This is a genomic window from Roseofilum sp., from assembly GCF_982964205.1.
Genome location: NZ_CEZBFX010000008.1, coordinates 64726 through 78770, shown reverse-complemented (window position 1 = coordinate 78770; position 14045 = coordinate 64726). Strand labels below are relative to the sequence as shown.

The window sequence follows — 14045 nt, the reverse complement described above, 5'->3', positions numbered from 1 at the left end:
AACTGTAAAGATTTTATAACTTCAGATAAAAATCTTTATATATCTAGCATAGTTTTTGATTTATACTTAGGAACTGCGTTAAAAAACGCAATCACTCTTTAGAGTGATTAATCCCAACAACTAAGAGTTTTTCTGATTACTAAAGTAGGGTTGAGCCAGAAAAACTTAGGTTGTGATTCGATACTTATAGAAACAAGATGATGGAAAACTTATACAATCTTCTCTTTGTCATCAGTGAGTTAGCAGTCGTTTTAGTTGCCTTTATTGTGCTGCAATGGGCAATAAATTTCTTCTTCAAGAAAAGCTACCACTTATCATGGCTGAAAGACAAAAAAAGCCAAATTGATAGGTTTCGGAAATACTCAAAAAAAATCCTAGCATTTTCTTGGTTTTTCCTTAGTATTGCAATAGTTTTATCCAATGTCTTTTTGATTTATCGAGGAGAAAAAGACTTACTCAAGTACACCTTGAGATTATTTCAAAATGTACCCAAGCAGTTATGGCAAACCACATTGTTTGGACTCTTTATTACCACTGTTCTCGTTATCGTTACCTTAACCCTTATCCGTTATCTTGATCCGGTTCTCAACCCAGCCGGTAAAAAAGTAAAAGAGTTTGCTGTTTTTGCTAAACTGACCGCCGTTTACGATCAAACCGATCCGTTTTTAGCAAATACCAAGTTTCATCTCACCAATACTCTTTGGCTGCTTACCCTATATCTCAGTGGATACTCTTTTAAGTTACCAGAAACACTCATAAGCTACTTAAAAACCCTATTGATTGGGTATCTTATTGTTGCTTCTAGTATCCTTATTTTACAAGCCGCAACTTCAATTATTGATAGTCTCGATAATCTCATTGAATCTTATTTCAAGCCAGACACCTTAGTCAGTCGATATTATGGCAATCTTAAGCATTTAGTCCCCTTCGCTAAACGCTGTTTAGAAGCTGTGATTTATGTGAATATGGTTACCCAAATTATTGGCTTAATTCAAGCCATTACTGGGTTGACTAATATTGGAGAAAAACTGATTAATTTAATTGTCATTATCCTCCTCAGTCGTGTTTTTATTGAGCTGGGGCAACTCCTCCTTGAAGAAGTTATGTTGTCCGATCAAAGCTTATCAGACACGCAGAAGCAGCGACGGATGACGATTACGCCACTGATGCAAAGTTTATCCAAATACTTGATATATTTTGGCGCTGGTATTTTGATTTTAGATGTTTTTGAAATTGACCCCACCCCCATTTTAGCCGCAGCGGGTTTATTGGGTTTAGCCGTAGGTTTAGGGGCACAAAACTTGATTAACGATATGGTCAGTGGCTTCTTTATTTTGTTTGAAAACTATTATTTGGTCGGAGACTTTGTGGAGACAGGAGATGCTTCAGGAGTTGTAGAAGCCATTGAACTCAGAACGACTCGCATTCGCCATCCCAACGGTCAAGTTTATATCATTCGTAATGGAAATATTGAAGAGGTTGTAAACTATTCTAGAGATTATATCTATGCCGTAGTCGATATCCCAATTTCCTATGAAGCAAATGTCAAGAAAATCTATGGAATTTTAGGGCAAGTCAGTGAAGAGTTACAAGCGAATCACCCCGAAGTTTTAGAACCCATTGACTTTAATGGAATTGAAGAATTTACGACCTCTCATATGATGATTCGCACCATGACAAAACTCAAGCCAATCAGTAACCCCAGAGGCATCCATGACGAAATTCAAGGGGTTGTCCGGGATATGATTAAAGAGGCTTTTGATCGGGCAGGAATTCCACCTCTCTTACCTCAACGGATTATTCGGTTTAAGTCACCAGAAGATAGTCAGATTAATTTGCTCAAAGAATAATTAAGTAGGAAGTTGAGGCTCCTTTTGTTTCAGAATTACTAGAGCCATATCATCAAATACTGTATGCTGGCCAATATGATCCTCAACATCAACAATAATTGCCTGGCGAATTTCTTCAGCCGATTGGTGATGATGAGCTTGAACTACTTCACAGAGTTTCTCAATACCATAGAAGACTCTATCTTTATTTTCTGCTTCGGGAATCCCATCTGTATACAAAACAACTACATCTCCAGGGTTAAGTGCGATTTGAGAAGAGGAAATAAATTCACTGATGTTGGCTTCTAAACCTAGGGGCAATCCTAAATCAATCGTATCAATGCGTTCAACTTCTCCATTGTGTCGAACAACAATCGTCTCTTCATGTTGTCCACTGAGTTGGATGATTCCATTGGTATAGTCTAGAAGTGCGAGTGTCATACTTTTATCGGAATTCATGCGCTCAATATTGTGATAGAGGGTACGATTGAGAATCGATAGGAATTCTACGGGATCGGTTTGTTTACTTTCTTGCAGAGTACGGACAGCCGTTTGAGCCATAATCATGATGATACTACTTTCGAGTCCATGGCCAGTAACATCACCAATCCCAATTTTCAGGCGATCGCCCTCCACTAAGACATCATAGTAGTCTCCACCCACGTCTTCCGCCGGTTGCATACATCCAGCAATATCTAAAGTGGCGATCGCCCGCAACTCAGATGTAGAAGGTAATACCATCTCTTGCATCCGGCGAATAATATCCAATTCTGCACTTAAATACAAGTTTTCCGCCTTCAAACGCTTCAAATTGAGCTGAGTCCGCAAACGGGCTAATAATTCATCCTTAGCAATGGGTTTAGTGAGGTAATCATTTGCCCCTACCTTTAAGCCCGTAACAATATCTTGAATTTGGTTTTTTGCCGTCAATAATAAAATGGGCAACTCTGTGATCTTAAACTTTTCCCGTAATCGTCTCGTAACTTCATATCCCGTCATTTTGGGCATCATGACATCTAGCAAAATCAAATCAGGTTTTAATCCATTATCGATTAATTCTAAGGCTTCTTGACCGGTACTTGCTTGGCAGATAGCATAGTTATTCAAAGATAAATGATTGACTAAAACTTGACGATTTACCGGTTCATCATCCACAATCAAAATTCGTGATTTTTCTTCTATCTCTACCCGATGTATATCTTCAAGAGATGTACATTTATCGTCTAATTTTAGTTCACTATTTGGGATCGTCAAGGTTGATAAAATTTTATCTACTTTCCCAGAAGAAATCGGTAGTGTAAAAGTAAATCTTGAGCCTTTATCAACCTGAGAACTAACACAAATTTCACCCTGATGTAATTCTACCAATTGTTTAGTAATTGCCAACCCTAAGCCTGTCCCTCCATATTCTCGCTCTGTTGAACCATCTGCTTGCTCAAAAGATTCAAAAATCTTTTCCAATTTATCTTTAGGAATTCCAATCCCACTATCAGACACTGAAACCGCAATTTGAGAGTTATGACTAGAAGATTTGAGCGCTTCTGCACTAACTTCTACAATTCCCGACTCAGTAAATTTAATGGCATTACCAACCAAGTTATAAAAAATTTGTTGTAGACGATTTTCATCCGCTTCTGCGGGAGGATAATCTTTAGGGATATTATTGATCAATTTCACGTCTTTCTGCGCGACTAATGGTTTCGATAAAGTCAAAACAATTTCAACAATTGAATGCAAATCAACAGGTTTGAGTTGCAACGTAATTGTCTGATGTTGTAACTTAGAAAAGTCTAAAATATCATTGACTAAGTTTGACAATCGACGAGCACTAGCAATAATGGTAAATAAGTTAGAACGAGTGATGGGAGAGAGTTCTCCCGCCACTCCATCCATCAAAGATTCGGCAATCCCAATAATTCCATTTAACGGGGTTCTCAGTTCATGAGATGTATTGGCTAAAAAGCTATCTTTCATTCGATCGAGTTGCTGAAGCCGCACATTGGTTTGATCTAAATCATCTTTTTGTTTTTGCAAAGCTTCAAAAGATGATTTAAGTTTTTCGGACATGAACGTAAAGGATCGAGATAATTCTGTCAACTCATGGGAACGATGAATATTCAAGTGCTGCTCCCAGTCCCCAAGAGATATTTTTTTTGCCGCTTCATTCAAACTTAAGATATCTTGAATAATCCATCGGGAAGTCATAATTCCCAATAGGGTTGCCACACCTAAAGCTATGAAGCAGAGTAAAATAGTCGTGCGATTATTTTCATGAATTTTAGCCATGAAATCAGATTCTGGAATAATCACGACAATTAACCAATCTAATCCATATTCGTCGCGATATGAAGTGACTTGAATTAACTGCCATTCGTCTCCTAGTTTGAATTTTAGCTGTTGGCTCCCTGATATATCTTTAAAATCCGGAAACTCAGTTTCTAAAAATTTTGCAGTTGCTTGAATTAATGGATTATCCATATCTCTTGCTGGCAACCGTTCCGATTTTTTTTCTCCCTGAATTAAGGGTGATGCATCCGTTGAGGAACCAACTAATAATCCATTCCGCTCAATTATAAATGTTTGACCGGTCTTACCAATTTCTAAAGTTTGTAAAAAGGTGCTGATCTCTAGCAAAGATATATCAACTCCTAAAATAGCTTCTAGATTTCCATCTTCATTATAATAGTGGCTTAAGGCGGGTAAAGAGATATTGGGACGATTTGTCCAAACGAAAATTTTTCCCCAACTCGGTTTATCTATATTTTTTCCACCTATATACCAAACCTTACTAAACATATCATAGTTGGGATATTGATCGTATATTTCTGTCCGATATCCTGCCTGATTCACATCCCAAATTTCATAGACTTTTTCCGGATCATCTATAGTCCAATGGGCAATTCTCACTTGACCATCCATGATATTTTCTGAACCACTTAAAAGTCCTGCTGGTGTAGCTAAATAGACATAAGTTATATTAGGAAAAAGTTGTATTTGTTGCCAAAAATGACGTTCTAATAAAGTCAGATTATTGAGGTCTAATTTCCCCATTTCTAAGTCGTAAAGATTAATTCGATTGATTAAATGGGGATTGGCTAAATAAGTATTCAGATGATCGGTGATGCGGCTGGTGGTTTCTTGTCGTAACTGGATCGCTAATTCTTCAATGGCTTGTTGACCATTACGATACGACCAATATCCAATTAATCCTACCACTACAAATATCTGTACCAAGAATGGCACAATTAAAACTATCCTTAAGGGAAGTTTTTCAGATGCTTTATTGATCCATTGATTCAGCCGTATCGCCAATTGGATAAAATCTCCTTGATGAATGAATATTTACTGTCACATCTCATTTTGTCAACTCATTGTTAAAATTGGTAACATTTTACCGCACTTGTTGTCACAAGACAGACAACTTTTGAGTCATTTAATTGGATGCACTCATTATGAAGTTATCTAATCCTCGGTTAGGTTGCTCCCGTTGGGCTAAAATTGGCCTCACTTTGGCTTTAAGTGGCTTGGCTATACTGAGATCTGGATTGGTACTTAAACTCCATTATCTTAGTACTGAGGCTCAAATTCGAGTGTTAGAGGGTATTTATGATCGTGGTAACCGCATTGAAGCGAGTTTATGGATGCTGTTTGCTCTCGGATTGGGTTGGCGATCGCTCCTTCCCTCTCCCCCTCTATACTACACTTTCTCGATGGCTCGTCCCCATTTTTACTCTATTTGGTCTCTCCGATCTAGTAACAGTGCATACCGGAGGATGGGGGGAAGCTATGTATACTACTCCTCCGATTAATTCTGCTTTTTTTACTTCGGTCATATTAAAATAGCGACGCTCAAACTCAGGACGAGTGAGGCGATCGCCATTTTCCAGAGGAGGAATAGAAGGTAGGGCTGTATGGCGATCGGTGGAGGTGGAGGGTAATGTAGAAGTCATAGATCTGAAGCGTTATGGCGTTATGGCTTAAGCGATCATTTTTTATTGTAGATCAGCCCAAATAATAGACTTCTTGGAGAAGTCAGGGAATAGGGAATGGGGGTAAGAATATAGGATACTCTTACACTTCATTTTCTACCGACTGATGGAAGAGGTCTAATGTAGAGTTGAGAGACCCTTTTAAATTCCAGATTTAAATCAATGCTTTAATTTCATCAACGGCTAAATCTTCTACATTTTTAAATACCCTTTGCGCTCCAGCACTTTCCAATCGTTGGGCATAGGCTTGGCTCTGTTCTGGGGTTTCTTGCACATGGGGCGGTAAAACGCCGATCGCCACCCATAACCGATCGGGTTGCTCTGCTCTTGCTCGCTCTACCGTCTTCATATCCGCCACCGTATCCCCCACATAAAACACCGGTAGTGTTGGATCGGAATCTAACTGTTCAATCACCTGAAATAATCCGGTTGGATCGGGTTTTCCTGGAGCATCTTCCATCGCCACTAACGCTAAATTCGACAGCTTTAACCGATACTCTAGAGCATATTTGGCTTCTGCCCGCGTTGCTCCACTAAAAAAGCCCCATAGAATCCCGTGGTTATTCAAGTCATACAGATAATCCGCCGTAACCAAGAGGGGTTCATGGGTAATATATCCATTGAAATTCTGGCGATCGCTGCCTTGATAGCGAGATTGGAAAAATTCCACCAGTTCCTCATAGTTAAGTGCCACGCTCTCCCTCGTGTGACCTTGACTCACCCAATAGCGATACACTAACTCTTGAGACGCTTCCCAATCATTGTTCCAAATTCCCTCATTTTTCAGCTCATCCATATCTGCTAAAGTGGGACGAGACTGGTTATCCGTAAATTTCTCCACTGTATCGGCGATCGCCCGACGATAGGATTGACCCACATCTCGCAAAACCCCATCAATATCAAATACTACCAGTGCTTGTCGATCCATCACCTGATACTCCATGAAATTACCAGTCGATACAGTAGGGTTTTCGCGTTCACCACTACACCTGTAGGACTCCCACTCTTGCCTTGATTATAACATTCAAATTCACTCAAATCATCTCGCCGTACCCATCCCCTAGCCCGACTTTGAAGCAATTCTACTTTTACCCAATTGTTTCCATATTTATCGTTAGCGATCGCCAACCCATCTCGATCGCCTTGTAGAATCGAGACGCGATCGCCAGGACTACCATAATATCTCGTGTAAAATTCTGTGCCAACACCATCGTAGATCCCTAGATCATTTTCCTGGTCTTCTTCCCCTAAAATAGCCGTACAAGCAGAAATGGGTTGAGCTTGCACCGACTGACTTTCCAGTGAGATTACGGACAATAAGAGCAACAGACTAGCGGCGATCGCTTCTATTTTCAGCTTGGATTGTGCGTTCATAGCTCGATCCTGAAATCCCTTAATCCTATTCAATTCACGTCCCTAGATTTTGACTTCCCCCACTTGGGTGATTCATGGCCTTTGGCTGACTTTCTTTACACTTCTCAATATTAACTGAAGTGAATCCTAGAAAAATCGTTCACCCGAATCCCATAGATATAAATAAATATTGCACTCTTACGCAGTTGGGGCAAAAGTTCGGTACAACAAAAAAGTAGAGAGTGTACGAGAGAAACGAAATGGGAACTCTATCTGGAACGAATGGGAAAAACCTCAATTGGCAACAAATCCTCCTAGGCGCTCTAGGATTTTGGTTGAGTGCAACCCTCATCATTGATCTGGTAATTATGCCAGGTTTATATACGGCTGGAATGATGACTCAACCGGGATTTGCCTCGGCTGGTTATTCTATTTTTTGGATTTTCAACCGTGTAGAAACTCTCTGTGCCGCTTTAACTTTAACCGGCTTACTCGTTTTAGAAAATCAACATCAACTCTCAGAGGCAAAACGCCATACTGCCCTTATCTTATCCGTTATTTTATTGGCGATCGCTTTAGTAGACACCTATGGCTTAACTCCTCAAATGAGCGCCATGGGACTCAATTTAACCTTCTTTGAAACCGTACGCTTGGTTCCCTCAGAAATGATGCCCATGCAAATGGGATATTGGATCTTAGAACTGTTAAAAGTAGGTGGTTGTGGCATAATTCTCCACCTCTGTAGCCCTTGGAGTACTGCTAACAACTAAAGCAACAACGACTCAACTTAAAATTTTCCAATCCATGACTCAATTACAAGGCTCTTAAAATGGCCTTGTTTCTTTTTTTGTCCTTATTCCCTGTCCCCTGTTCTCTATTCCCTATGTACAAGCAACGGTGGTTAGACTTACTGCATCATTATCGGGCGATCGCCGTCATCCGTTCTCCCGATCTGAAATTGGGGATGCAACTTGCCCATGCAGTCGCGCAGGGAGGAATGGGTTTAATTGAAATTACCTGGAATAGCGATCGCCCCGCCGATCTGATCGCCTTACTGCGTCAACAGTTACCCCACTGTACCATCGGCGCAGGAACCGTACTCACTAGCAATCAGATGCAAGACGCGATCGCCTGCGGTGCAGAGTTTTTATTTTCACCCCATACCCATCCCCCACTCATTGAACAAGCGATCGAAGTCAATATTCCCATCATTCCCGGCGCTCTCACCCCCACCGAAATTGTTAGCGCTTGGCAAGCAGGAGCCAGTAGTGTCAAAGTCTTTCCCATTCAAGCTCTTGGTGGTAGCCACTATCTTAAAAGTTTACAAGGCCCTTTAGGTCATATTCCCCTCATTCCCACAGGAGGTGTTACTCCAAACAATGCCCTAGGTTTAATTAAAGCCGGGGCGATCGGCGTTGGGTTATCCACCCAACTCTTTCCCTTATCCTTAGTTAAAGCACAAAATTGGCAAGCAATCTCCGAAAACAGTCACCGACTCCTAGCGCAATTACGCAGGGTTGATCGATAGTTCTTCAGGCAAAATAGGAATATATAGCAGTTAAGGAGTGGGTTAGGACGGTTAAGTTATTATTTTAGGTAATAGAAGGCTTCATTCCCATCTAGAGCGTCATTATCTCCACCGGTAAAGCCTACCATGAAACGCCTAGGGGCAGCTTTGCCATCCAATCCAAACATGAAGTAGCACCAATGCGAGGAGATGGTTACGATTTACCCGATGTTCCCTATACCATGTACTATTCTGGTCACTATGCCATCCATGGCGCGTACTGGCATAATCAATTTGGTATACCCATCAGTCATGGTTGTGTGAATGTTGCCGTCGATCATGCCCAATGGCTCTTTAATTGGACAGCCTTGGGAACCCCCGTAATTGTTAAGTAATGGAAATAGAGGAATGGGGCGCTCCCTGAGCGAAGTGGAAGGGAGCAGAGACACGGAGATTACCATTACCCAAAATTTTTAATTTTTAGTCGGACTCCCCTTCGGATGATTGAAATGACTAGGACGTTCCGAACTCCACTGCTGGCGTAAGCGGCGCAATTTCTGACTTTCCACTTGTGCGGCATGAATCTGAGCTTGCCAATTGTATTCGCCACCAATAAACACAGAGGGAAGATGCATCAAGTCTCGATCTTCAAATAGACTCATTAATACCCACCTAACTTAGAATCACTATAGAATCTCAGTCTATCAAGATTCCTCTGCTTGCGGTAGGGTGGGTAAAAGAACATGGATTGTTGTTCCTTCATTGAGAGAACTATCAATCATAAATTTTCCGTCATATAAATTCACCAATTCCTTAACAATCGATAAGCCTAATCCTGAACCTTGTTGTTCATAGATTTTCCGATCGAATTGCTGGTAAGCACCGAAATTAGCGATCTGTTCTGCACTCATTCCTCGTCCGCGATCGCTAATCGCTAAATGATAAAATTCCCCCTCTATTTCACCAAAAACTGTAATTTCAGTGCCCGGTTCTGAAAACTTAAAAGCATTATCCAGCACTTCCTCCAAGAGTTTAATAAAACCGTCCCGATCTATCCGCAGATGAGCATCTTTTACGTTTAATCTCAAATCATCTATACGGGATTTTTGTTGTTTTTTAGAAATCCCTACACTTAATTCCTTAATGATAAGACTTACATATTCTATTGATTTACTTCTCAAAGATAATAACCGTTTTGGATTCGTTTTTATCAACTGCAAATCAGTATAAAGCAAAAAATTTATAATTAATCGATGGAGCCGTTTTGCCGAAACATTAATGTTTTCCAAAAGCTCTAAAATTTCTTGATAATCTAAATTCTCAAAATCGTGCTGTAAGAACTCTGAAGAAACCAAAATTCCGTTTAAAGGAGTGCGGAGTTCATGAGGTAAAGAGAGTGAAATACTATGGCGCAGTTCATCTAGCTTGATTTCGGCTTTTTCGGTTTGAACCTCTTGTTTTTTTAACCGAGTTGTAATGGCACTTAACAACTCAGTGCGCATAAACGGTTTAGTAATATAATCATCTGCTCCTAACTCCATCCCTTGGCGTTGATCAGATTTAGTGGATTTCGCCGTCAAAAAAACAAAGGGAATTGTTGCCGTTTTCGGTTGACTTTGGAGTTCTTTTAAAACGCCATAACCATCCAATTCTGGCATCATAACATCACAAATAATTAAGTCTGGAAGATGGGCGATCGCTAAGTCAACTCCCTCACGTCCATGTTCTGCACCAATGGCCCAATAGCGTTCTGCTTCTAACACATCCAATATAATATCCCGAACATCTGGATCATCTTCAATAACCAGTATTTTTTTCATCACGAAACTATCCTTAATGATATAATGGCAGGGTTACTGAAAACAGACTTCCTTTCTCTGGTGAACTTTCTACCGTAATCTGACCCTGCTGTAAATCCACCGCTTTTTTGACAATGGCCAAGCCTAACCCGGTACCGGGTAAGTTGCCTACATTGTGACCGCGATGAAAGGATTGAAATAAATATGCACGGTCTTCTTCCGGTATGCCAATACCACTATCTTGAATTTGAAAACAAACTTTGTCGGTATTATACTCTATCCTCAACGTGATTTCACCTCCATGGGGAGAATATTTAATGGCATTAGAAAGTAAGTTTTCTAAAATCTGTCTTAATAAGCTTTCATCCAGATAGACTTCCAACGGTTCAGGGGTTCCGTCAGTCAAAAATGTCAAATAGTGTTTTGGGCTTAAACAACTGCTTGTTTCTTCTATCAAATTTTGACACAACTGATATATGTCAACTTTATGAGAATTAATCGGATTTTTGTCAGATTCTGATCTCCCCATGATTAAAATATTATTCAACAAAAAATTCAAGTGATTAACGGTCATTTGAATTCGTTGCAAATATTTAAGTCGTTTAGACGAATCCCACTGGTCTTGGTAATGCTCCAAGGCTTCAGCCGAAGCCAAAATTCGGGTTAATGGCGTGCGAAATTCATGGGAAGCCATGGCAATAAACCGAGATTTTAACTGATTTAACTCTTTTTCTCGTTCCCAATTTTTTCTCATGTCTTCTTCCATGTTTTTGCGCCGCGTAATGTCTTCTACTGTGCCTTCATAGGCAATGATTTCCCCTCGATTATTAGTAATGACTCTGGCATTTTCACAAATCCAAATGATCTGGCGATCGCGCCGATAAATCTGAGATTCAAAGCCGATCGCTTGACCTTGCTCGCGGACGAGTCTCATGAACTCTTGATAGCGATGGGGATCGACATACATTTGGCTAATATCCGTCAGATCGGTCAACTCCTCTGGAGACTCATAACCATAAATATGGGCTAAACTCGGATTAACACTTAAATACTGTCCCTCTGGAGACGATTGAAAAATCCCTTCGATCGCGTTCTCAAAAATACTGCGATATTGGCGCTCGGCTTTCTCCAAATCTTGATAAGCCATTTCCAGTTTGCGACGACCCTTAAATTCGGACTGTTGCAGCCGTTCATAGAGATACACGGAAAAATCGCAAATCAAGCACACCCAAAACAGGATTAAGACCATAGGGACTTGTAAGGAGGCATCTAACACGGAGAAAAAAGAAGCCTCATGCTCCATGGAGTAGAACAGAGCATAAAATCCTACCGTTACCCCTTGAGCGAATAAATGGAGCCGCCAACGTACCGAAATCAAGGTTGCTTGGGTAAAAAAGGTAATAATTAACCCGGAAAAGTCGATTTCAGAGGCTGGATTTACGGTATTGGAGACGAGGGGGAGTAGGGTAAGAGACCAGGAAAATAGTAGAAATAAGACACTCAGATGGCGATTGGTGGACGCTGAGGGAAGCAGATGCAGACTGGTCAACAGGCTTAGGGCGATCGCCACTTGAGTCCCTAGCTGATAATCCCATAAGGGTTCCTCCAGTCGCCAAAACCGCATCCCATTGAGGGTAATCACACTAAAGATGAACCCTAATGCAATCCACAACGCCAACTGCAAGCGCACTTTCATAAACCGCTGTTGCCATTGCTGATAATGACTTAAACCTTCACAACCCGGAGGATTGACTAGCCCCCAGAGGGGTTTCAATTGGATTAAAGAACGTAAGCAATGGAATAAGTTTGGAATCATGCCATAGAAACCAAGAGAAGACTTAAGGAACAAAAGTCGGTACAATCCTAGGAAACACAGGTGGGGTCATACTAATTTTGAGTATCCACGATCGCTGCCCTCAAAAACAACTAGCAATGACTCAGTACAGTTCCTACTTTCATGGTATTACTAACCTACGCTCCCTCTAGAGTGGGCAAATCTTCAACCCAAACTTTAGCTAAACATCCTGGTGTTAGCCCAAAACTCAAGCCTGCTGACAGGGTTCCTCGCAAGGTACGCAGACGATACAGACGACTGTGGCGCTTCAAATCCTTCTGTTTAGGTCTTTCTTTACCTGCGTCTATCCTCGGTACTTATCTATTTGCCACGGAAATCTTGATCCAAGACGCAGAAGTGGCGCAATCTTTGTATGAGTGGGAAATTGCTGCATCCGAACCCACACCAGAACCCCAAGCCACACCCGATCGCTGGCAAGATGTGGAAAATGCGGTTAATCAAGCCACTTCTTTAACGTCCAGCGCACGAACTAAGGCTCAATGGCGTGAAGTAAAATCCTATTGGCAACAGGCGATCTCCACCCTCGACACCCTACCCCCCAATCATCCCCAGTTTACTCAGATTCCTAGCCTCAAAGCAGACTATCAACAGCAACTCGACACCGTTCAACAGACCATCTGGGCCGATTCCAGCCCCATGACGCTCAACCACGTGATTAGTGGGAACCTCTCTCCCAAATCAATCGTACATTCAGGAAATGGTCTATTCTTCGCCCAAAATATGATGTATTCCCATACAGTCACCGTCTATGACCGGGAGTATAATTTAGTCGGAACAATCAGCGATCGCATCGACTTAGAAGCCTTTGGTCATACCGAATATAGCGGACTCTTCCAAGGATCGCCCGTAGAAGCCGCCTTTTCTCATAACGGTCAATATGCCTGGGTATCCAACTATCAAATGTACGGCCCCGGATTTAATCGTCCTGGGGATGATGTCTGTCATCCCGATGCCAACTTTGACCCCTCCACCCTCTATCGTATCAACACCGAAACCCTGCAAATTGAAAACGTCATCTGGGTGGGATCTGTACCCAAATATGTAGCCACCACCCCCAATAACCGCCTGGTTCTGGTTTCCAACTGGTGTAGCTGGGACTTAAGTATCATCGACACCCAACAGAATCAAGAGATTAAGCGCATCCCCCTCGATGCCTATCCACGGGGAATTGAAGTGGATGCCCAATCTCAATTTGCCTATGTTGCCATTATGGGATCGGATGATATTGCCAAAGTCAACCTCAATGACTATTCTGTGCAATGGTTTAACCAGGTTGGAGTCACTCCTCGTCACTTAAATTTAGACCCCTTAGAATCCTATTTGTATGTCAGTTTTAATCTGGATAACGAAGTCGGGAAACTAGACCTCAAAACTGGAGAAATTGTTAGTAAAGTTTCCACTGGGAGTGCCCCCCGCAGCATGGTCTTATCTGATGATGGACAATTTTTATATGTAGTCAATTACAATTCCGATACCCTGAGTAAGATTCGTACTCAGGATATGAAAGTCCTGCAAACGGTTTCCACAGAAGCGGCTCCCATTGGCGTAACCTATGACCCCGAAACCCATCAAGTTTGGGTGGCGTGTTATACGGGAAGTCTGATGATTTTTCAAGATTAGATTAGCACGGTAACCTCGTATGCTAAGGTTACCCAATCAAAAGATGAAATATTTAATGGGAGAAAGGCTAATTCTTATGCTAAGGATTGATCG

At 41.4% G+C, this 14045-nt stretch carries 10 protein-coding genes and 2 pseudogenes; 5 read left to right on the top strand and 7 right to left on the bottom strand.

Going from position 1 to position 14045, the window contains the following annotated elements:
* The first annotated feature begins 197 nt into the window (after positions 1-197).
* Positions 198-1850, top strand: coding sequence for a mechanosensitive ion channel family protein (locus AC3A14_RS04235; protein ID WP_318731362.1), 1653 nt, complete (start codon positions 198-200; stop codon positions 1848-1850).
* Here the strand turns inward: AC3A14_RS04235 and AC3A14_RS04230 are convergent, their stop codons facing one another.
* The 4 genes and pseudogenes from AC3A14_RS04230 to AC3A14_RS04215 form a co-directional block, all read right to left on the bottom strand.
* Complete coding sequence (locus AC3A14_RS04230; RefSeq protein ID WP_318731363.1) at positions 1851-5072, bottom strand: SpoIIE family protein phosphatase; 3222 nt, start codon at positions 5070-5072, stop codon at positions 1851-1853.
* Positions 5073-5605: 533 nt separating this feature from the next.
* Positions 5606-5779 (bottom strand): annotated as a pseudogene (locus AC3A14_RS04225) (Uma2 family endonuclease); the annotation flags it as partial.
* Positions 5780-5972: 193 nt separating this feature from the next.
* Complete coding sequence (locus AC3A14_RS04220) at positions 5973-6746, bottom strand: TIGR01548 family HAD-type hydrolase (RefSeq protein ID WP_318731365.1); 774 nt, start codon at positions 6744-6746, stop codon at positions 5973-5975.
* Positions 6746-7192: a hypothetical protein gene (locus tag AC3A14_RS04215; protein WP_318731366.1), complete on the bottom strand. Its 447-nt coding sequence runs from the start codon at positions 7190-7192 to the stop codon at positions 6746-6748. Before AC3A14_RS04215 ends, AC3A14_RS04220 begins: the two co-directional genes overlap by 1 nt.
* Positions 7193-7431: 239 nt before the next feature.
* Between AC3A14_RS04215 and AC3A14_RS04210 the strand changes: the two genes are divergently transcribed.
* The 3 genes and pseudogenes from AC3A14_RS04210 to AC3A14_RS04200 form a co-directional block, all read left to right on the top strand.
* Positions 7432-7941 (top strand): DUF4149 domain-containing protein, encoded by a 510-nt coding sequence (locus tag AC3A14_RS04210; RefSeq protein WP_318731367.1) that lies wholly within the window; start codon positions 7432-7434, stop codon positions 7939-7941.
* A 113-nt stretch (positions 7942-8054) separates the two neighbouring features.
* Entirely contained in the window at positions 8055-8699 is a 645-nt protein-coding gene (locus tag AC3A14_RS04205; RefSeq protein WP_318731368.1) for a bifunctional 4-hydroxy-2-oxoglutarate aldolase/2-dehydro-3-deoxy-phosphogluconate aldolase, read from the top strand.
* Between the two features lie 95 nt (positions 8700-8794).
* Positions 8795-9073: pseudogene (locus AC3A14_RS04200) on the top strand (L,D-transpeptidase); the annotation flags it as partial.
* A gap of 78 nt (positions 9074-9151) precedes the next feature.
* Here the strand turns inward: AC3A14_RS04200 and AC3A14_RS04195 are convergent.
* Genes AC3A14_RS04195 through AC3A14_RS04185 form a run of 3 tightly spaced genes read right to left on the bottom strand, consistent with a single transcriptional unit; the run spans position 9152 to position 12293 of the window.
* Positions 9152-9340, bottom strand: coding sequence for a hypothetical protein (locus tag AC3A14_RS04195; protein WP_271945340.1), 189 nt, complete (start codon positions 9338-9340; stop codon positions 9152-9154).
* A gap of 42 nt (positions 9341-9382) precedes the next feature.
* Entirely contained in the window at positions 9383-10498 is a 1116-nt protein-coding gene (locus AC3A14_RS04190; RefSeq protein WP_318731369.1) for a hybrid sensor histidine kinase/response regulator, read from the bottom strand.
* Positions 10499-10511: 13 nt separating this feature from the next.
* Positions 10512-12293, bottom strand: coding sequence for a PAS domain-containing sensor histidine kinase (locus AC3A14_RS04185; protein ID WP_318731370.1), 1782 nt, complete (start codon positions 12291-12293; stop codon positions 10512-10514).
* Positions 12294-12434: 141 nt separating this feature from the next.
* Here AC3A14_RS04185 and AC3A14_RS04180 point away from each other — a divergent pair, with 141 nt between their 5' ends.
* Complete coding sequence (locus tag AC3A14_RS04180) at positions 12435-13952, top strand: YncE family protein (protein WP_318731371.1); 1518 nt, start codon at positions 12435-12437, stop codon at positions 13950-13952.
* Positions 13953-14045 lie beyond the last annotated feature (93 nt).

Bases quoted from the DNA above. Each gene is read 5' to 3' on its own strand.
- AC3A14_RS04185 (WP_318731370.1), bottom strand. From the start codon at position 12,293: ATGATTCCAAACTTATTCCATTGCTTACGTTCTTTAATCCAATTGAAA.
- AC3A14_RS04220 (WP_318731365.1), bottom strand. From the start codon at position 6,746: ATGGATCGACAAGCACTGGTAGTATTTGATATTGATGGGGTTTTGCGA.
- AC3A14_RS04205 (WP_318731368.1), top strand. From the start codon at position 8,055: ATGTACAAGCAACGGTGGTTAGACTTACTGCATCATTATCGGGCGATC.
- AC3A14_RS04210 (WP_318731367.1), top strand. From the start codon at position 7,432: ATGGGAACTCTATCTGGAACGAATGGGAAAAACCTCAATTGGCAACAA.
- AC3A14_RS04235 (WP_318731362.1), top strand. From the start codon at position 198: ATGATGGAAAACTTATACAATCTTCTCTTTGTCATCAGTGAGTTAGCA.
- AC3A14_RS04180 (WP_318731371.1), top strand. From the start codon at position 12,435: ATGGTATTACTAACCTACGCTCCCTCTAGAGTGGGCAAATCTTCAACC.
- AC3A14_RS04190 (WP_318731369.1), bottom strand. From the start codon at position 10,498: ATGAAAAAAATACTGGTTATTGAAGATGATCCAGATGTTCGGGATATT.
- AC3A14_RS04195 (WP_271945340.1), bottom strand. From the start codon at position 9,340: ATGAGTCTATTTGAAGATCGAGACTTGATGCATCTTCCCTCTGTGTTT.
- AC3A14_RS04215 (WP_318731366.1), bottom strand. From the start codon at position 7,192: ATGAACGCACAATCCAAGCTGAAAATAGAAGCGATCGCCGCTAGTCTG.